Here is an 18,306-nt window from a genome sequence, read left to right as displayed (position 1 = left end):
TTGAGCTCTAAAGTCAATCGCGGCCGTACGCTTGCGCGTAGCCAGGCTCTTCAGATTCTGTTCCAGGCCGAGGCTCTCGATAAGCCCGTTGATGCTGTTCTCGCTGGCGACTATCTTCTGTCCAAGGGTCCCTTGGACGATTATGCCGTTGAGCTTGCTCGCGGTGCATATGAGCATATCGACGAGATCGATTCTGCTCTCGTTGCGTGCTCCAAGAACTGGGATCTTAATCGCATGCCCGCTTCCGACAGGAATTTGCTGCGCATCGCTGTTTTTGAACTTCGCTGTGCCGATCCGAGCGATCGCCTGGATGCTGCTGTCGTGATCAATGAGGCGGTGGAGATTGCCAAGGCATACGGAACCGATGAGTCTGCGAAGTTCGTCAACGGCGTTCTCGGTCGTATCGCTCGTCAAACTCAGCTGCCAGCCGATGCCGCCTTTGACGCGGCCCTCACTCCTCGTGTGGATGAGTCGGCCGATGAGACTGACAGCGACGATTCCATTGTCCTCGATACGACGGATATGGACGACTAACCATGTCTGAGTCAACAGTCCATACGTTTGATGACGTTATGGCGCGCATGGACGATATCGTCGCTGCTGTGCGCGCGAAAGACGCTTCTCTTGAGCATAGCCTCGATCTTTTTGACGAGGCTATCGCTTTGGGCTCTAAGGCAGTCGAGATGGTGGATAACTTTGAGCTATCCGATCGCGAAGCCGCTCAACTTGAAGAGACTTCGGCGAAGGACGATTCGCATTCCGAATCTGCCGTAGAATAGTTGCTCGCATGAAGCGGCGCCGTTTAGATGATGAGATGATTGCGCAGGGTATTTGCCAGACGCGCGATGATGCCTTGCGTATGTGCATGGCGGGCCTTGTGTCCTGTGCGGGGGAGCGTTTTTCTTCCCCCGCGGTACGGGTTGAGATTGGGTGCGACTTGCATGTTAAGGGCCGTATTCCCTATGTAAGTCGAGGCGGTCTTAAGCTATCTGGGGCTTTAGATGCCTTTCGTGTTGACGTGCATGATCTCTATTGCCTTGATATCGGTTGTTCTTCCGGCGGTTTTACCGATTGCCTGCTTAAACGCGGCGCTCGTCGCGTGGTTTCGGTCGATGTCGGCCATGCCCAGTTTGACTGGTCGCTTCGAAACGATGAACGCGTTGACCTGCACGAGCGAACCAACATAGTGGACCTTCCCGCTCAAGGATTTAATTCCTCTTTCGATCTTGCTGTCTGCGACGTATCCTTTACGAGCATTCGGACTATTCTTCCTGCAACGCTTGAATTGCTCGCGCCGCATGGTGCGTTTGTTTCCCTTGTAAAACCTCAGTTTGAGGCACAGACCCATGAGGTGGGGGAAGGCGGTATCGTTCGCGATCCGAAGGTACATGCACGCGTTCTTGCGCAGACCATCGATTTATTTGCCGCTCACGGTTTGTATCCGGTCGATATCTGTGCCTCGCCCATTCATGGGGCTAAGGGCAATCGTGAGTTTTTCATTTACGGTGATCGAGTTCGCTTTAATGACGGCTCGTCTGATGACGTGAGGTTACAGGTTTCGAGGCTCAAGGAGAAGACTGAGGAGCTATGAAAGTCTTTTTGGTCCCCAATTATTACAAGGACGAGGCGATCCAAAGCGGCTTGACCCTTGAGCTTTGGCTTACTCGCCAAGGTGTCGAGGTCGCTTGGGCGGTCGATCAGCGATCTGGCATTAAAGACGAAACCGATATCTCCGATTTTGATCTTGTTATCTCGCTTGGCGGCGATGGCACGTTGCTGCGAGCGGCCCATCTCGTTGGCACAAACGAGATTCCTATCTTAGGCCTTTCCTATGGCCATGTTGGCTTCCTCACAGCGGCGAATCCCGAGGAAGGCGATATATTGCGCGTTGTTTCCGATGCGCTTGCAGATGAGATGCATGTAAGCCGTCGCGCTACGCTTTGCTGCGAGGTTCACAGCGTGCTGCCAAATGGTGAGGAGCGCGTTATCGTCGCTCAGGCCCTTAACGATCTGGCTCTCACGCGTGGACCGCTTTCCGACATGGTCGAGTTCGATATCTGCGTTTCGGGCCATCATATCGATCGCCTTCGTGGCGATGGCGTTGTCGTATCTACGGCGACAGGCTCTACGGGCTATGCGCTTTCGGCCGGTGGACCCATTGTCAGTCCCGATTTTTCGGGTATGGTCTGTGTTCCCATCGCGCCTCATACCATCCAGGCCCGAGCCTTCCTCACGTCACCTTCCGATGTTGTGGAAATTGCCATGTCACATGACCGCCCTTCTGTTCCCGCTATTGCGGTGGACGGCCAGTTCTTGAATCCAGAGGGCGACGTGGAGTATGTTGCCGTGAGACGCGGCGACGCCGATGTTTTGCTGCTCGATTATGGACCCGAAAGCTTCTATAATTCCGTTTCTCGCGTTTTTTACGGTGTTCGTCATGATTGATGAGTTGCTTGTCCGCAATATCGCGCTGATTAGCGATGCACAGATTTCGTTCGCTCCAGGTCTGACGGCTCTTACCGGTGAGACGGGTGCTGGCAAGACGGCACTTCTCTCGGCTTTAAAGCTCTTGATGGGTGAGCGCGCAGACTCCTCTTGTGTGCGAGAGGGCGAGGCGGGAGCCCTTGTTCAAGGTCGACTCTATCGCAGTGATGCTGATGTCGAGGGTTTTGTTGTTGAGCGGCGGCTTTCCGCCGACGGTCGTAGCCGTGTTAAGATCGACGGCTCCTTGGCAAGCGTTTCGGAGCTTGCGTCTCAGGTGCGTCCACTCGTCGATATATGCGGTCAGCATGAACATCAGCATCTGCTTGACACTGCATATCACCTGACCATGGTCGATACCTGGTCGCGAGACACCATCGCTCCTGCACACGCTGCCTATATTGCTGCTTTTCGTGAACATAAGCGTCAGTTAAGGGAATATGAGGAGCTCGAGCGAGCCGCGCGTACTCAGGGCTCACGTCTTGAAGAAGCTCGTTTTTGTGTTGAGAGAATCGAAGAAGTCGATCCCAAGCCCGGTGAGCTAGAGGAATTGGAAGAGATCCTTCCTCGTGCTGAGCATGCAGAAGCGCTTGCTACCTCTGCAAATGATGCCCAGGAATATCTGTCGGGCGAAGGAGGAGCGCTCGATACTCTCAACAGTGCTATTGCTGAGCTTTCACGTATGGGAAGTGTCGATGCGGCTCTTGCTGGATTTGCCGATGAGCTAAGTGGTGCTGCCATTACCATGGAGGATGCTGCCGCTGAGCTCCGCCGCTATCGCGATTCCGTTGATTTCGATCCTGCCGATCTTGCTTCGAAGCATGAGCGTCTAGGTGCGCTCAACGCTTTGAAGCGTCAATTTGGGCCTTCGATGGATGACGTCTTTGAGCGGTATCGTCAAAGTTCCGAGCTATTGAGTCTCGTAAACGATTCCGATGCGCGCCTTGCTCGGGCTAAGCGTCTTGTAGATGATTCTGAGCGCGCCCTTCAAGATGCGGCGAAAAAGCTTGCCCGCCGCCGCGCGGCGGCCGGCCCTCGATTCTGTCGAGAGGTGGGAAAGCAACTTGCACGTCTTGAGATGGGAAGTGCCGAGCTTGTTTGGCAGGTTCGCGACCTCGATCGCAAGGCATGGACCGAATCGGGTTCCTGTTCGTATGAGCTGCTGTATCGAAGCGGTGCTGGTTTAACGCCGCGCCCTTTGCGCCGCGTCGCTTCGGGCGGTGAGCTTTCGCGAGTCATGCTTGCCTGCAGCGTTGTTCTTGGAGAGGCCGATGGCGTCTCGACAATGGTCTTTGATGAAATCGATGCTGGCGTGGGCGGAGCAACCGCTCGTTCCCTTGCGTCTGTTCTTTCCGATCTTGCCCGCACGCATCAGGTTATTGTGGTTACGCATACCGCACAGATTGCCGTTGCGGCATCGCGGCATTACCTGGTCACGAAGAATAGCGGCGCAGAGGTTCCCGTTACCTCGATCGCGCCGATTACTGGGGATGGCCGCATCGAGGAAATTGCGCGTATGCTTTCGGGAGATACCGAGCAAGTGTCAATCGATCATGCTCGAGCTCTTCTAGAAGAAGCGGGCACCCTGGATTAACCCGATGCCCGCTAGTTGCTTATCATGAAAGATGCTCTTTGAGGATATGCAGCGCGTGTGCGTAGCCCGTAAGGCCCTCTCCAACTACGCGATCAAAGCAGGCCATGCCTGCGTATGAAATTTGTCGGAAACCCTCGCGCTCGTCGACCGCCGAGATGTGTACCTCAACCGCGGGAATCTGAACTGCCTTGAGTGCATCGAGAATGCCGACGCTTGTATGCGTATAGGCCGCTGGATTGATAACGATGCCATCATAGACTCCAAGGGCCTGTTGGATGGTGTCGATCAGGTCTCCCTCATGATTGGATTGGTAGACGTCGACGGTATCAAAACCCTCTTTTTCTCCTGCGGCTCGACATAGTTCGATAAGGTCATCATAGGTTTGACGACCGTAGATATCGGGTTCTCTGATGCCGAGCATATTGAGGTTTGGTCCGTTGATAACGAGTGCGTTCATGGTTACAACCTTCTGCTAAATCATGGGCGGCAGGGTGTCGCGAATCAGCGACGCCGTGAGCATCGGGGTCTCTTGCGAGTCGACCTCATAATCAGCCCAAGCGTGGTAGAGCGGCATGCGTGCGGCTGCCAGCGCTTGTATGCCGTCTCGCGCAGTGATGGGGCGGCCATGGGTTGCGAGCTGCGAGAGGTCGCGATCGATCATGACAATCACACTGTTCTGATGTAGAAGCGGGTAGTTTTCGGGACGAGTGACGACGCCGCCTCCGCAGGAGATGACCTGACCGCTACGCTTGGCGATATCGGCAAGGCAGGCGGTTTCCTGCTGACGAAATGCTCCTTCGCCTTCCCATTTGATGTATTCTGAGCAGCTGCATCCAAGGCGCGATTCGAGTTCTTGATCGATATCAACAAATGATCTGTCGAGAATCGAGGCTAGGGCCTTGCCGCCGCGTGTCTTGCCGCATCCTGGCATACCGATAATTGCGATATTTTGCTCTGTGGTGGCTAGTCGCTCGCTTACCTCATACGTGCGAGAGAGCTCGATAGCTCTGCCGGTGTAGCGCTCGACGGCCTGCGCCGCCTGGGCGACAAGCATCAAAAGGCCACTTGTGCAGGGAATGCCGCGCTTTTCGGCCTCGAGGATGATTCCAGTTCGTGCTGGGTTGTAGACAATGTCTACAACAGCCTTAAGATCGGGAAGGACATCAAGGTCGCAGGGCGAATCGGGACAGTTCGGGTACATTCCTACGGGTGTGCAGTTGACGGCCAGCTCAATATCGGAAAGGTTTTTGAGGTCCTCGTACGTGTGCTCTCCGTGTCGGCTGATAGAGATTGCCTCGACATTCATATCGGCCAGTACAGCCATGACGGTTGCACCGGCACCACCTGTTCCGCCAAAGACAACGGCTCGCATCCCCGCAACATCGATACCGAGTGATTCTACGAGGCACTTGAATCCGTAGTAATCGGTGTTGTCGCCATAGAGCGTGCCATCTTCGCGGCGCGTGATGGTGTTGACGTTACCCAAGCGGCGGGCTATATCGCTCATGCCGGCGAGATAGGGGATGACGGAGCGCTTATAGGGGATGGTGACGTTGACGCCTTCCCATTCATCGCTTTTGAGAAAGGTTTCGAGCTCTTCGGGTTCACGCTCAAAGCGTCGATAGTCAAGTCCAGCAAGTTCCCTGTAAATGGTAGGGGTGTAGGAATGGCCTAACACACGGCCCAAAACGCCATATGGTCTTGATGTCATTAGAGGACCTCCGTATATGTGCCAAAGTAGACATAGGAATCGCAGATGTCATCGAGGGAATCCAGCAGTGTGTCGAGTTCGTTGCTCGCCGCAGGGGCTTCAAGATCAAAATAGAAAACAAACTCAAAATCACGACCAGGGATGGGGCGGCTTTCAAGTTTGACCATATTGATTCCCAGGGCATAGAAGCGCTCGAGCATGCGATACAGCGAACCTGGTTCATGCTTGAGCGTGACCATCAGCGAAGTCCTGTTGGCACCGGGGTAGATTTTAGGTTCGGCGGAAATAACGACAAACCTAGTGTAGTTGGAGTCGGCATTTTGGACATCGCGTGCGGCCACTTCAAGTCCATAGAGTTCCGCACAGCTTTGAGACGAGATCGCGGCGATATCGTCTCGATCGGATTCGGCGACCATCTGAGCGGCCATGGCCGTATTTTCGGTAACCGTCACCTGGGCGCCAAGACGTTCAATGATGTCGGAGCATTGAGCAATTGCCTGTTGGTGGGAGCAGATCTCGGTAATATTCTCAAGTTCTGTTCCTGGTGTGACCAGGAGTTGATGGTCGATCTTTTGTCGCAGGCTCTTGACGATGGAAACGCGGTATTGCGCCATAAGGTCATAGACTTGGTTGACCGAACCCGCCGTGGAGTTTTCGATGGGAAGTACGCCATATTCGCAAAGTCCGCTTTGGACGGCGCGAAATACGCCTTCGAACGTGGTGAAGTACGATATGACAGGGACCCTGAACAGGCGACATGCTGCAATTTGGCTATATGCCCCCTCAACGCCCTGACAGGCTACGTGCGCGGTGCTGGGGAAGGCTTCCGATGAGGGAAGAAGCGAAGCGCGAGCGCGTGAGGAAAGGCTTTCCGCGTCGTCTGAATGAAGTATCTTTTGCTGTTCCGCCTTGTTCATGGTCATGAGAAGCGAGAAGAGCGAGACGGCTTGCGCGGAGTAGCGCGCAGGCGCGCGGCCCATGATATCAGCGAGCTTTGCGCGCTCGCGAGCTGGGTCGAAGACCGCTTTTTTCATACCCTTTTTTGCTGCGGCAACTTCTTGTGCCAGGTCCATACGACGGCAGAAGAGTTCGAGCAGTTGCGAATCGATTGAGTCTATTTGGGTTCTGACATCGGTAAGTTCCATCGAGCATCCTTGAGCGAGTGGTGATTGCGGCTATTGGCGGCAACGTTGGGGGCAGAAATCGGGCGAAGGCGGGACTTCAAAACGACCGTCTTCAAGAAGTGCATCGAGCACGGCAAGGGCGGCTGCGGCCTCCACGACCGGTACGGCGCGCGCGACGATACAGGGGTCGTGCCTCCCTTTGACAGAAAGAGGCGTGTCTGTCCCATCGGGCAAGCTTACGCTTTGCTGCTCCTGGGCGATGGACGGAGTGGGTTTGAGTGCGACTCGAAAGACAATCGGCGCGCCGGTGGTGATTCCGCCGAGGGCACCGCCTGCATGATTGGTTTGGCAGCATACGCGCCCGTTGCTCATGCGGTAAGCGTCGTTGTTTTGGCTCCCGTACATGGAGGCCACCTTGAAGCCTGCGCCGAATTCAAGTCCCTTTACCGCCGGTATGCCAAATGCGATGTGCGCAATGCGGTTTTCGATACCATCAAACATAGGGTCGCCAATGCCTGCGGGAACACCGTAGACCGCACATTCCACCGCGCCACCCACAGAGTCGAGGCGTTTTTTTGCCGAAAGAATGGTCGTGTGTATCAGTGCGGCTGCTTGAGGGTCGATGCAGGGGAGCTCGTTTTGAAGGATTGCCTTGGCTTGAGACGTTTCAAGAAACAAGTCGTTTAGATGTACGTCTGTGACGTCTCCCACCTGTTGCATATGGGCGCAGACGATGATGCCAAGCTGCGCGAGGGCCTGCAGGGCAAGACCGCCGGCAACGCAGAGAGGGGCGGTGAGTCGTCCGGAAAAATGGCCGCCGCCAGCGACATCGTGCCAGTTTCCGTAGCGTATATATGCAGGCCAATCGGCATGACCAGGGCGAGGAACACGGCGCAGTTCGCTGTAATCTCTAGAACGGGTGTTGGTGTTTTCGATGACGGCGGCAAAGGGCGCTCCGCACGTGTGTCCGTTGGCGATTCCGCTCAATACATGGACGACATCCGCTTCGCGGCGGGGGGTCGAGGTATCGTTTTTGCCTGGCGCACGGCGATCGCAAAACGCCTGAAGCGCCTCCAGGTCAATGGGAATTCCGGCCGGCAAGCCGTCCAACGAGCAACCGATGGCCGTGGAATGCGATTGTCCAAAAATACTCAGATGAATGCGATTTCCGAAGGTCGAAGACATAGGTTACTCCTCAATGAGCGTAACGTCGCCGCCCAGAAGTCGGTAGTGATCGAAGAAATCGGGGTAGGATTTGTTGACTGCTTCGGCTCCGTTGATGACAACTTGGGATGTGCAGCGCGAGGCCGCGACAGCGGCCATCATGGCGATGCGATGGTCGTTATGGGAGTCGACGGTGCCGCCGTTGAGCTCGGTCGTGCCTTGAATGATCAAGCTGTCGGCGTCAATTTCAACATGGGCGCCCAACGCGGTGAGCTCGGAGGCTGTTGTGGCGAGTCGATCGGATTCTTTGATGCGTAGGCGCGCGCAATCTCGGATTACGGTTGTTCCCTGTGCGCAAGATGCTACTGCCGAGATGACGGGAACAAGGTCGGGGATATCTTGCGCACTCATCTCAAACCCGTTGAGCGCATCGGGCTGGGCTGTTGCGCGCTTCGGTGCGCGCTGGATCCGTGCCCCAAAGCGCGAAAGGGCTGCCATGACATTTCTGTCTCCTTGAGCCGAGTTGAGTGAGACTCCCTCAACGGAAATGGGAGCATTGCTCAGGGCTCCGGCGCAGAGCCAGAATGCGGCGTTAGACCAATCGCCCTCTACTTGCACGGTTCCAGGGGAGCGGTAGCCCCTGGCATTGACCGAAAACGTCGTTGTTTCGGGCTGGGCGGACGTTGCGTCCGCGTGGCGAACGGCAACCTCTACGCCGAATTCTTTCATTGCCTGGATGGTGAGATTGATATATGGACGACTTTCGATCTTTCCCATCACGGCAACCTCGCTTGCCCCGTCAAGCAGGGGGAAGGAGAGCAGAAGGCCGGAGATATACTGGGAGCTTACATTTCCCGGAAGCACGAAGCGGCCGGCTCGCATACGCCCGGAGGTCTTGAGTGGGAAGCCTCCCAAACCATCCAGGTTACATCCAGCGGCGATGATCTCGTCGGACAGCGGGGCCAACGGGCGGGAACCGAGCCTTCCGGCTCCGATGAAGGATGCTTCGGCGCCCAGAGCGCAAGCTACGGGGAGCATGAAGCGAAGGGTGGAGCCGGATTCGCCACAATCCAGCGTGCCTCCATGAAGAGCTTTGAGGAGACCGAGCTCGACGCTTCTCGGCGCGGGCCGTACCGAGAAGCCGTTTTCGGTGGCTTCGATCTTTGCGCCCAGCGCAGCAAGACAGCGAACCGTCGCCTCGATATCGGCGCAGGTCGTATTGCAGACCACGTGAGTGGGGTCGTTTGCAAGCGCCGCGGCGATGATCAGGCGGTGAGCCATCGACTTCGATGCGATTGCGGGCACAGTGCCGGCGAGTGGACGAGGATTGATGATCGCTTTCATGTTCCTGCCTTATGTCTACAGTCCCTGTTCGATGAGCGTGCGGAACTCATTGAGGGGAAGCGTTTTGATGCTTACAGATCCGATAGCCTCTATGGCCACGATATTCATCGTGTCGCCATGGCGTTTCTTATCGGCCTTGGCATGCCTGAAGAGCGTGTCGACATCGAAATCGGTTGAGGTGGGAAGGCCGTGGGCGGCAACGGTCGCTTCGATGCGATGGGCGACATCTTGGTCGCACCAACCGCGTTTTGCGCAGGCGCGCGCCATGATGCACATGCCCGCTGCAACTGAAGACCCATGGCCAAGACGGTATTCGTTTGCGCTCTCGACGGCGTGTCCGATGGTGTGCCCAAGGTTAAGGGTCTGGCGCAGCCCGCGCTCGCATTCGTCATTTGAAACAACATCGCGTTTGATTTCGACGCAACGCGCGATTACTTCTTCGAGCCGCTCGTGATCATCGCACGACTCGGTGAGCGGAGTTTTTTCGAGCGAAGCGAAAAGGCCGGGATTGCACAGCACGCCGTATTTGATAACTTCGCCGCAGCTGTCGGCAAACAAGTTGGGGGCAATGGTGTCGAGCGCTTCGACGCTGGCGACAACGGCGCGCGGCTGGAAGAAGGCGCCAGCAAGATTCTTTCCGTGTTCAAGGTCGACCGCCGTTTTTCCTCCAACGGAAGAATCGACCATTGCGAGTAAGCTTGTGGGCACCTGCACGAGTTTACAACCGCGCATGTAGGTTGCGGCGGCAAAGCCGGCGAGGTCGCCGACGACGCCACCGCCAAGCGCTACTACAACGTCATCGCGGGTGAGTTCTGCCTCGGCGCAGTGCTCAAGGAGGAGCGCGAGTTCGGACATGTTCTTAACGGTCTCACTCGACTCTACGATATGGATATCCGTTTTGTACCCGGCAGCGTTCAGTGACTCGAGAACAGCAGCAGAGTAGAGCGGGGCCACATCGGTGTTCGATACGACCATGGCCCGGGAGCCACCGGCGGTGCCGCGTGTGATTTCGCCCACACGCGGAAACAGCCCACACGCAATGTGGACGTTATATGTCCTCGATGAGGTGGCAACTTCTATCGTGTGCACGAGGCTTCCTCCTGATGGCTAATCGTTGTCGGGGGTGTTGGCGTCGAGAGCGCGCTTGATGCGATCTCCCTCGGCGAGAAGCTCTTCGAGCTGCCCTTCGTCCTTCTTCTCGAGTGCATCGCGATAGGCTGCGAGGGAATCGATGAGATAGGTCAGCTCTTGGCTGAGATATTGCGCGTTATCGGTCATGAGCTCGGCCCACATGGACGCATTGAGGTGCGCGACGCGTGTGAGGTCACGATAGCTTCCTGCCGAGAAGCCGTGGTGCTCTTGCGCAGTCGGGCTCTTTACATAGGCGTTGGACACCACATGCGCAAGCTGACTCGTAAAAGCAATTACGTGGTCGTGCTCCTCGGCGCTCGTAACGCTAAACTTCCCAAAGCCCAAAGGACGCACCATCTCGCGTACTTGACTCAGGAGTTCCAGCTTAAGGGAATCATCCACCGCGGGCGGCACGAGCACGAGCGGCGCACCCTCAAATAAGTCGGCACGGGAGTGCGCGTAGCCCGAGAATTGCGTGCCCGCCATGGGGTGTGCTCCCACAAAGTAAAAGCCGTTCTCACGCGCCAGGTTAAAGGCACGCTCGCACACAATGCCTTTGATGCCTACGGTATCGATCACCACGGGGCCCATTATGGCCTCGGTATCGGTGGCATCGGCGAGCGCTTGGGCGTGTGCCTCAAGCCATTCGATACAGGCTTCGGGGTAGCAAGCAAGGACGATGATGTCGCACTCGCCGAGTGTTTCGTCGTTAAGCTCGCCGGAGACGGTGCCCATGCTGGCGGCCACCATAACGTCTTCATCGGGATCCCATGCCAGTACGCGAACGCCTGCCTGCGCATAGCCTCGGGCAAAGCTTCCGCCAATAAGGCCCAATCCCACGATGCCTGCACACCTGGGCCCACCTTGGTTAACGCGCGCGTTTCTCACCGTCCCCATGGCCTACTCCTGCACGGTCTGTTGGCAGATGACTTCCCGGATAGCGCGGATGCGGCGCATGGTGTCGTCAAACTGATCGGGAGTGAGTGCCTGGGCGCCGTCAGACCATGCCTTGCTGGGATTGTCGTGAACCTCGATCTCCAAACCATCAGCGCCGGCTGCCGTGGCGGCAAGCGCCATAGGCTCAACATAGCGGGTGTAGCCGGTGGCGTGACTGGGGTCGGCCACGACGGGAAGGTGTGAGAGGTGGTGAAGCACGGGTACGGCGTTGAGGTCGAACGTGTTGCGCGTGCGCGTTTCAAAGGTGCGAATGCCGCGCTCGCAAAGGATCACATTTTCGTTGCCCTCGCTCATGATGTACTCGGCAGCCATAAGCAGCTCGTCGAGCGTGCCGGACATTCCGCGCTTAAGAAGAACGGGGGTTTGGGTTTTACCGACCTCTTTGAGGAGGGGGAAGTTTTGCGCATTGCGGGCACCGATCTGCATGACCTCGATATTCTTGTCCAAAAAGAGCTGGACGTCGCGAGGGTCCATGATTTCAGTGACGATAGGCATGTCGAGTTCATCGGCTGCTTCGCGCAGAAGGTCGAGGCCCTCGGCGCCCATTCCCTGGTAGGCATATGGGGAGGTGCGAGGCTTAAAGGCGCCGCCGCGCAGCATGGTCGCACCGGCCGTTTTGACGCGTCGGGCAATGCGGATGAGGTTTTCACCCTCAACGGAGCAAGGGCCTGCGATAACCTGGAAGTGCCCGGCGCCGATCTTCACTCCATGGCCGCAGTCGACCGCGGTGTCTTCGGGATGAAACTTGCGGTTTGCTTTTTTGAAAGGTTCGGAGACGCGTTTGACCTGGTCGACGATATCCATGGATTCAAGTAGGAACGGATCAATTCGACTCGTGTCGCCCACGAGTCCGATGATCGTCTCCTCCTTGCCGCGGCTGATGTGCGTATCGAGGCCTTTTTTGTGAATCCAGCTCACGAGGTGGGAGACGGACTGATCGGAGGCTCCTTTTTTGAGAATGGCAATCATGTCGACGGTTTCCTGTTCTGTAATAATTCGAGCAATGCGTAGCACTCGAGTGTATACCAAAAACCGTATATATCTGGTCAGATGAACAAGTTATGCAATCTGTAACGTGGTGCTGCCGCAAGCTCGTTAACAATGGGGTAACCGTTGTATACTATCTGCTCGTTGGCCCCATTAGCTCAGGGGATTAGAGCGTCTGCCTCCGGAGCAGAAGGCCGTTGGTTCGAACCCAACATGGGGCGCCACCTGCGTATGCGAGGATCGATTGAGGTACGCCTCGTCGATCCTCTTTTTATATGCCACGATCGAATGGCGGTAACCATGATCGATAACACCGTAAACGTCTCGGAAGCAAATGGAGTCGCGAAGACTTCTTCCATGGCAGTTGCGGAACCTTTGTTGGGATTGTCGAGTGCTGAGGTTTCCGAGCGGATCGCTGCGGGCAAGGTCAATGTCAACACCGATTTAAAATCCAAGTCGGTCAAAGAGCTGATCATCGAAAACCTCTGCACGCTTTTCAACCTCATCAATCTTGTCCTGGCCATTCTTGTCATCCTTACCGGTTCCATAAAGAACCTGAGCTTTCTTTGCATTGTCGTGCTCAATACGGGAATTGGCATCGTCCAGTCTTGGCGTTCGAAGCGTATGGTCGATAAACTGACGCTTCTTGCAAGCAAGCGTGCGACGGTGGTTCGTGGCGGTTCTGAGATCGAGGTGGATTTGGACCAAATCGTTCTTGACGATGTCGTCCGCTTGGGCCGTGGTGACCAGATTCCCGCCGACTCCGTCGTGGTTGCGGGCGATGCCCAAATCAACGAAAGCCTTCTTACCGGCGAAAGCAATTTGATTCGCAAGCAGCCCGGCGCCGAGCTCATGAGCGGCAGCTTTGTTGATTCCGGCTTGATCTATGCTCGTGTGATCCATGTTGGCGCCGATAACTACGTTGCAAAGATTAACAACGAGGCTAAGTACGTAAAAAAAGTCAATTCCGAGATCATGAAGGCACTCAATGCCATTGTGCGTTTTGCGAGCGTCATCATGCTTCCGCTGGGCATTGCCCTGTTCTATTCGAGCGTGCATGTGGCATATGAGCAAGATGGCGCCTCGATGACGTTTTGGGCTTGGGCTTTCTCGGGCTCTCGGGCATGGTCTGACGTCTCGGCTGCGATCCTTTCGACGGTGGGTGCACTTCTGGGCATGATTCCGCAGGGCCTCGTCTTGCTCACCTCATCTGTTCTCGCAATTGCGACGATTCGCCTGGCTCGCCGCCGAGTCTTGGCGCAACAGCTGTACTGTATCGAAACGCTTGCTCGTGTCGATGTTCTTTGCTTGGACAAGACGGGCACTATTACATCTGGAAAAATGCAGGTAGCTGGCGTTTACACCGCTGCGGATGATGGCCGTGCCGTGCCGCTCGAGAACTCTGATGCCGAACGTGCTGCGCTGGTCGACTTCGCTCTTGCGAACATTGCCAAGGCAACTTCGGCAGACGCCAACGAGACATGTCAGGCTGTTATTTCCTACTATTCTGGCACCGACATTTCTCTTGCCGAGCCTCTTGCCGTTGTTCCCTTCTCTTCTGCCAAGAAATGGAGCGGTGCTTCGTTCAAGCAGGGTTCTTATGTGATGGGGGCTGCGCAGTTTGTCTTGGCCCCCGATGTCTATAAAACCTTTGAGGGAGCAGTGAACGCTCTTGCCGATACCTGCCGCGTTCTCGTTATCGCTTCCGTTGATGGTTTTACCGATGAGGGGGATATGGAAGGCGGGGCAAACCCCCTGGGTTTCGTGACGATCCGCGACGAGATCCGATCTTCTGCAGCCGATACCATTGCGTATTTCTGCGACCAGGGCGTTACGCTCAACGTCATCTCGGGCGACGATCCTCGCACGGTTTCGTCCATCGCAAAGGTGGTTGGCGTTCCCGGCGCCGAAGCGTTTGTCGATGCGACTACGCTCGATACGCCTTCGAAAATCGACGCCGCTGTCGATAAGTATCATGTCTTTGGTCGAGTGACGCCCCAGCAGAAACGCGAGCTTGTCGTTGCCCTCAAATCGCGTGGCCATACTGTTGCCATGACCGGCGACGGCGTCAATGACGTATTGGCGCTCAAGGAGGCGGACTGCTCTGTCGCTATGGCGGCTGGTTCCGACGCCGCGCGTAACGTGGCAGAGATCGTCTTGATCGACAACGACTTCGCATCTATGCCAGCCGTTGTGGCAGAGGGGCGTCGCTCCATCAATAACCTGCAGCGTTCTGCCTCGCTCTTTTTGACAAAGACGTTGTTTTCCATGGGGCTTGCCGCGCTTTGCATCTTCTTTCCGCCTTACCCTTTCCAGCCCATCACGATGACGCTCATCAACTTCTTCTGCATCGGGTTTCCGAGTTTCGTGCTTGCGCTGGAGCCCAATAAATCACGTATCAAGGGCAGCTTTCTCGTCAACGTGCTCAGGCGCGCCGTCCCTGCTTCGGTGGCTGTGCTCATCGCTTCGTGCCTTTGTATGTTCGCCGCTTCCGTTTTTGGGTTCAGCAAACCGGTGCTATCTACGATGTGCCTCATTTCTACCAGCGCAATCGGCTGCAGTTTGATCTGGCGTATTTCGTTCCCGTTTTCGCCATTGCGACTCGCTGTGTTCATTTTCGTCACCGCAGGTCTTGTGGTGGGCGTTGTCTTCTTCCCAACGTTTTTCTCCATTGCGGCTCTTGGTTTAGGGCAGCTTCTCGGTTCGGTTGTCGTTGCGGTGCTCGGCTGTCTGCTCTTCTTCTTGCTTGCGGATGTGTTTGATAGGGTTCCGCAACGCGTGACCAAGCGTGCCACGGGATTCGGCCGCGGCGTGCGGATGTCTCTTCGGGGAGGAAAGCGCACCGTGAGCTCTACAGGCTCCTCGTTAGAGAGAAGGGCGGGCGCGATTGCGCGAAGGGTGTCGCGTGTTCATGAAGAGCGTGAGCTGTCCCGCGCCCAGGCATCCGCTCGACGTGCGGTGGATGATGCGACGCCAACCGCTCGGGTTCTCAAGCGCGTCACCAAGGCCGGCGGCGGGATTCGCGTCGCCATGCCCTCCTCTAAAAAAAGAAAACCGGACACCAAACGGTAACAAACAGCACGTAGTATCGACGGTTACCCACCAACGACGAAAGAGAGTTGAATATGAGCAAAGAGGGGATGCGCATCGGTTGTGCGCGCAATGAGTTTTCCTGCGGGGGCGAATCTATCGCGTATGCGCGCGTGCTGGATATTCCCGGTGTGGATCGTCTTCCTGTGTGCTTGCGCGTCCTGTTGGAAAACGTCTTGCGCCGCGCGACAAGCGAGCAGCAAGCCCAAGCTGCCGCTCGGTGCATCGTCGATGCCGGCCTTGCTGGTGAGGCTGGCGGCGAGATCGAGTTCATGCCCGCTCGCGTCCTTTTTCAGGACTTTACCGGCGTCCCCGTATTCGTTGATTTTGCTGCCATGCGCGACGCCGCTTCAGATAAAGGCGGGGATCCCAACCGCATCAACCCGCAGATTCCCTGCACGCTCGTAGTTGATCACTCCGTAGCCGCCGATGTCGTTTCGTGCTCCCGTGCTGCCCTCGAAAATGCCCGTATCGAAGCCGAGCGCAATGCGGAGCGCTTCTCCTTTCTCAAATGGAGCGCCAAGAGCTTCGATAATGTGCAGATCGTGCCGCCCGGTGTGGGTATTTGCCACCAGCTGAATATCGAGCGTTTTTGCCAGGTTGCGATAACCGGTGGCGATCAGGCACCTGTCATGTACTTTGATTCACTTGTGGGCACCGATTCCCATACCACGACCGCAAACGGCATGGGCGTGCTTGGGTGGGGCGTAGGCGGCATCGAGGCGGAAGCGGCTGCTTTGGGGCAGCCGATCACGATGCTCGTTCCCCCTGTTGTGGGCGTTCACCTTACCGGTTCGCTTTCCGCCGGTGTTACCGCCATGGATCTGGCTCTGACCTTTGCCGAGCGCCTTCGCTCGGTCGGCGTCGTCGGCAAGCTTGTCGAGTGCTTTGGCGAGGGCGTCTCCACTTTGACAGCCACGCAGCGTGCGACCGTCGCCAATATGACTCCCGAGTACGGCTGCACCTCAACGTTTTTCCCGGCGGATGATAAGACGTTTGCCCAGCTTGAGCTTTCCGGCACGGATAAGGCTTCTATCGAGCGGGTTCAGGCCTTCTTGCGCGCCCAAGGTGTCGACGCCGAATCGCTTGACGGTGCCGATATCGTTTACTCGCAGGTTATCGATATTGATCTTTCTTCGATTGAACCCTCTTTGGCCGGTCCCTCGCGCCCGCATAATCGTGTTGCTGTTTCTGGTTTGCAGCAACGCTTCCGCGATTCATTGACGCAGCATGGGCGTGCTCCGCAGGACACCGTAAAGACCGTCTCGTTTGATGGCGAGGATTTTGCGCTAACGCACGGTGCTCTTGGCATCGCCGCCGTGACGAGCTGCACCACGGCAACAGATCCCGCCATGATGATCGCTGCCGGTCTTGTGGCGAAAAAGGCTCTGGAGCTTGGCTGTGTGCCGCTTCCCTGGGTCAAGAAGGTCTTGGCGCCTGGTTCCCACAGCACCACCGAGATTCTTTCTCGTGCGGGTCTCGTTGAGCCGCTGGCGCAGATGGGCTTTTCTGTCTGCGGCTGGGGCTGCATGAGTTGTATCGGCAATTCCGGTCCTCTTTTCGAGCCGATGCATGCGGTCGCCGATGAGCTTGAGCTCACGAGTATCCTTTCGGGCAACCGCAACTTCGACGGGCGCATCAGCCCCGATGTGGCTCAAAATTACCTTGCTGCCCCGGCGTTTGTGGTGGCTTACTCCCTTGCCGGTACGCTCGATATCGACCTTTCAAACGATCCCGTGTGCACAGGGAGCGCTGGCCCGGTTTACCTTGCCGACCTGCTTCCGCAGGACGAGGAGGTCGAGGCGCTTCTGCATGAGGTCGTTTCTAGCGATCTTTTTGCCGAAACGGGCAAGACCTTGTTTGATGGTGATGAGCATTGGCGTTCCCTCACCGTCAACGCGACTTCTACGTTTGAGTGGGACGACGGCTCGACCTACGTTCGTCGCCCGCCTTATTTTGAAGACGCCGTGGCTAGCGATGTGTTTGAACTATCCGGTGCCCGCGCCCTCGCCAATCTCGGTGACTTTGTGACAACCGATCATCTTTCTCCTGCCGGGGCAATCGCGCCGGATTCTCCTGCGGCGCGTTATCTGCGCGAACACGGCATCGAGGAGTCCGAATTCAACACGTATGGTTCTCGTCGCGGCAACCATGAGGTTATGATGCGAGGTTGCCTTGCCAACGTGAAGCTCGTCAATAAGCTTGCAGAAGGCAAGGTTGGCGGATACACGTGGGACCATTGGGGCGCTTGCGTCTCTACTATTTTTGATGTTTCCCAGCGTGCTGCTGCCGAAAACACGCCTTTGGTCATTTTGGCGGGTAAGATGTATGGCTCGGGCTCTTCCCGTGACTGGGCGGCCAAGGCGCCTCAGCTTCTTGGTGTTCGTGCCGTCATCGCGCAGAGCTTCGAGAGGATTCATCGCTCCAATCTGGTGGGCATGGGCATCTTGCCGCTTCAGTTCAAAGAGGGTGAGAGCGCCGATTCCTTGGGTTTGGACGGCCACGAGGTTTTTGACATCGCTCCCGTGGATTTTTCGCAGGGGCTCCCTTCTCCGTCGTATGCTCGAATCACGGCATTGCGTCAGGACGGATCTACCGTCGAGTTTGAGGCTGAGGTCCGCGTCGATACTCCGACGGAGGGCGCGTATTTTAGCGCCGGCGGCATTTTGCCTTTCGTTCTCGATACGTTGATGGCGTAGTTATTTGTTCGTATTCTGAAATGG

Annotated in this window: 15 protein-coding genes and 1 tRNA gene; 8 read left to right on the top strand and 8 right to left on the bottom strand. The window is 56.5% G+C overall.

The features are described from left to right. From nusB to BQ9843_RS03570, 5 genes are read left to right on the top strand one after another with little or no spacing between them, the layout of a single operon-like run. Window positions 1-534, top strand: coding sequence for a transcription antitermination factor NusB (gene nusB / locus BQ9843_RS03590; RefSeq protein ID WP_075843908.1), 534 nt, complete (start codon window positions 1-3; stop codon window positions 532-534). A 2-nt stretch (window positions 535-536) separates the two neighbouring features. Then, on the top strand, window positions 537-779 hold the full coding sequence (locus BQ9843_RS03585) for an exodeoxyribonuclease VII (RefSeq protein ID WP_075843907.1): 243 nt from the start codon (window positions 537-539) through the stop codon (window positions 777-779). Window positions 780-787: 8 nt separating this feature from the next. Continuing rightward, window positions 788-1,591: a TlyA family RNA methyltransferase gene (locus BQ9843_RS03580; RefSeq protein WP_075843906.1), complete on the top strand. Its 804-nt coding sequence runs from the start codon at window positions 788-790 to the stop codon at window positions 1,589-1,591. Further along, window positions 1,588-2,445, top strand: a complete 858-nt coding sequence (locus tag BQ9843_RS03575; protein WP_022387467.1) for an NAD(+)/NADH kinase — start codon at window positions 1,588-1,590, stop codon at window positions 2,443-2,445. The genes BQ9843_RS03580 and BQ9843_RS03575 overlap by 4 nt, the downstream gene beginning before the upstream one ends. Next, window positions 2,438-4,075, top strand: a complete 1,638-nt coding sequence (locus tag BQ9843_RS03570; RefSeq protein WP_075843905.1) for a DNA repair protein RecN — start codon at window positions 2,438-2,440, stop codon at window positions 4,073-4,075. Before BQ9843_RS03575 ends, BQ9843_RS03570 begins: the two co-directional genes overlap by 8 nt. A 22-nt stretch (window positions 4,076-4,097) precedes the next feature. Here the strand turns inward: BQ9843_RS03570 and aroQ are convergent, their stop codons facing one another. The 8 genes from aroQ to aroF are packed head-to-tail and all read right to left on the bottom strand — an operon-like array spanning window position 4,098 to window position 12,475. Further along, window positions 4,098-4,532, bottom strand: coding sequence for a type II 3-dehydroquinate dehydratase (gene aroQ / locus BQ9843_RS03565; protein WP_075843904.1), 435 nt, complete (start codon window positions 4,530-4,532; stop codon window positions 4,098-4,100). A gap of 15 nt (window positions 4,533-4,547) precedes the next feature. After that, the gene (locus BQ9843_RS03560; protein ID WP_075843903.1) at window positions 4,548-5,786 is read right to left on the bottom strand and encodes a shikimate kinase; all 1,239 of its coding nucleotides are present in this window, start codon (window positions 5,784-5,786) and stop codon (window positions 4,548-4,550) included. Further along, window positions 5,786-6,931, bottom strand: a complete 1,146-nt coding sequence (locus tag BQ9843_RS03555; protein WP_075843902.1) for a bifunctional chorismate mutase/prephenate dehydratase — start codon at window positions 6,929-6,931, stop codon at window positions 5,786-5,788. The genes BQ9843_RS03560 and BQ9843_RS03555 overlap by 1 nt, the downstream gene beginning before the upstream one ends. 30 nt (window positions 6,932-6,961) lie before the next feature. Beyond that, window positions 6,962-8,095, bottom strand: a complete 1,134-nt coding sequence (gene aroC, locus BQ9843_RS03550) for a chorismate synthase (protein ID WP_075843901.1) — start codon at window positions 8,093-8,095, stop codon at window positions 6,962-6,964. Between the two features lie 3 nt (window positions 8,096-8,098). Further along, window positions 8,099-9,418 (bottom strand): 3-phosphoshikimate 1-carboxyvinyltransferase, encoded by a 1,320-nt coding sequence (gene aroA, locus BQ9843_RS03545; RefSeq protein ID WP_075843900.1) that lies wholly within the window; start codon window positions 9,416-9,418, stop codon window positions 8,099-8,101. 15 nt (window positions 9,419-9,433) lie between these two features. Then, on the bottom strand, window positions 9,434-10,507 hold the full coding sequence (aroB, locus tag BQ9843_RS03540; RefSeq protein ID WP_075843899.1) for a 3-dehydroquinate synthase: 1,074 nt from the start codon (window positions 10,505-10,507) through the stop codon (window positions 9,434-9,436). Window positions 10,508-10,525: 18 nt separating this feature from the next. Continuing rightward, window positions 10,526-11,446 carry a prephenate dehydrogenase gene (locus tag BQ9843_RS03535; protein WP_022387459.1) on the bottom strand — a complete coding sequence of 307 codons (921 nt, stop codon included), beginning with the start codon at window positions 11,444-11,446 and terminating at the stop codon, window positions 10,526-10,528. A gap of 3 nt (window positions 11,447-11,449) precedes the next feature. Beyond that, on the bottom strand, window positions 11,450-12,475 hold the full coding sequence (aroF, locus tag BQ9843_RS03530; RefSeq protein ID WP_075843898.1) for a 3-deoxy-7-phosphoheptulonate synthase: 1,026 nt from the start codon (window positions 12,473-12,475) through the stop codon (window positions 11,450-11,452). Between the two features lie 165 nt (window positions 12,476-12,640). Here aroF and BQ9843_RS03525 point away from each other — a divergent pair. The 3 genes from BQ9843_RS03525 (at window position 12,641) to acnA (ending at window position 18,282) form a co-directional block, all read left to right on the top strand. Further along, window positions 12,641-12,717 (top strand) — tRNA-Arg (locus BQ9843_RS03525). 76 nt (window positions 12,718-12,793) lie between these two features. Continuing rightward, complete coding sequence (locus BQ9843_RS03520) at window positions 12,794-15,565, top strand: HAD-IC family P-type ATPase (RefSeq protein WP_326844823.1); 2,772 nt, start codon at window positions 12,794-12,796, stop codon at window positions 15,563-15,565. Between the two features lie 53 nt (window positions 15,566-15,618). Next, a complete protein-coding gene (acnA, locus tag BQ9843_RS03515; protein WP_075843897.1) occupies window positions 15,619-18,282 on the top strand; it encodes an aconitate hydratase AcnA in 2,664 nt (887 codons plus the stop codon). Window positions 18,283-18,306: the final 24 nt, after the last annotated feature.

This window comes from Collinsella bouchesdurhonensis, assembly GCF_900155365.1.
Taxonomy (GTDB): domain Bacteria; phylum Actinomycetota; class Coriobacteriia; order Coriobacteriales; family Coriobacteriaceae; genus Collinsella; species Collinsella bouchesdurhonensis.
Note: the sequence above shows the minus strand (reverse complement) of the source record. Positions and strands in the feature narration are given on the sequence as shown.

Coding starts and splice junctions, on each gene's coding strand:
- BQ9843_RS03585 (WP_075843907.1), top strand. CDS start 537: ATGTCTGAGTCAACAGTCCATACGTTTGATGACGTTATGGCGCGCATG.
- BQ9843_RS03580 (WP_075843906.1), top strand. CDS start 788: ATGAAGCGGCGCCGTTTAGATGATGAGATGATTGCGCAGGGTATTTGC.
- BQ9843_RS03575 (WP_022387467.1), top strand. CDS start 1,588: ATGAAAGTCTTTTTGGTCCCCAATTATTACAAGGACGAGGCGATCCAA.
- BQ9843_RS03570 (WP_075843905.1), top strand. CDS start 2,438: ATGATTGATGAGTTGCTTGTCCGCAATATCGCGCTGATTAGCGATGCA.
- aroQ (WP_075843904.1), bottom strand. CDS start 4,532: ATGAACGCACTCGTTATCAACGGACCAAACCTCAATATGCTCGGCATC.
- BQ9843_RS03560 (WP_075843903.1), bottom strand. CDS start 5,786: ATGACATCAAGACCATATGGCGTTTTGGGCCGTGTGTTAGGCCATTCC.
- BQ9843_RS03555 (WP_075843902.1), bottom strand. CDS start 6,931: ATGGAACTTACCGATGTCAGAACCCAAATAGACTCAATCGATTCGCAA.
- aroC (WP_075843901.1), bottom strand. CDS start 8,095: ATGTCTTCGACCTTCGGAAATCGCATTCATCTGAGTATTTTTGGACAA.
- aroA (WP_075843900.1), bottom strand. CDS start 9,418: ATGAAAGCGATCATCAATCCTCGTCCACTCGCCGGCACTGTGCCCGCA.
- BQ9843_RS03535 (WP_022387459.1), bottom strand. CDS start 11,446: ATGGGGACGGTGAGAAACGCGCGCGTTAACCAAGGTGGGCCCAGGTGT.
- aroF (WP_075843898.1), bottom strand. CDS start 12,475: ATGATTGCCATTCTCAAAAAAGGAGCCTCCGATCAGTCCGTCTCCCAC.
- BQ9843_RS03520 (WP_326844823.1), top strand. CDS start 12,794: ATGATCGATAACACCGTAAACGTCTCGGAAGCAAATGGAGTCGCGAAG.
- acnA (WP_075843897.1), top strand. CDS start 15,619: ATGAGCAAAGAGGGGATGCGCATCGGTTGTGCGCGCAATGAGTTTTCC.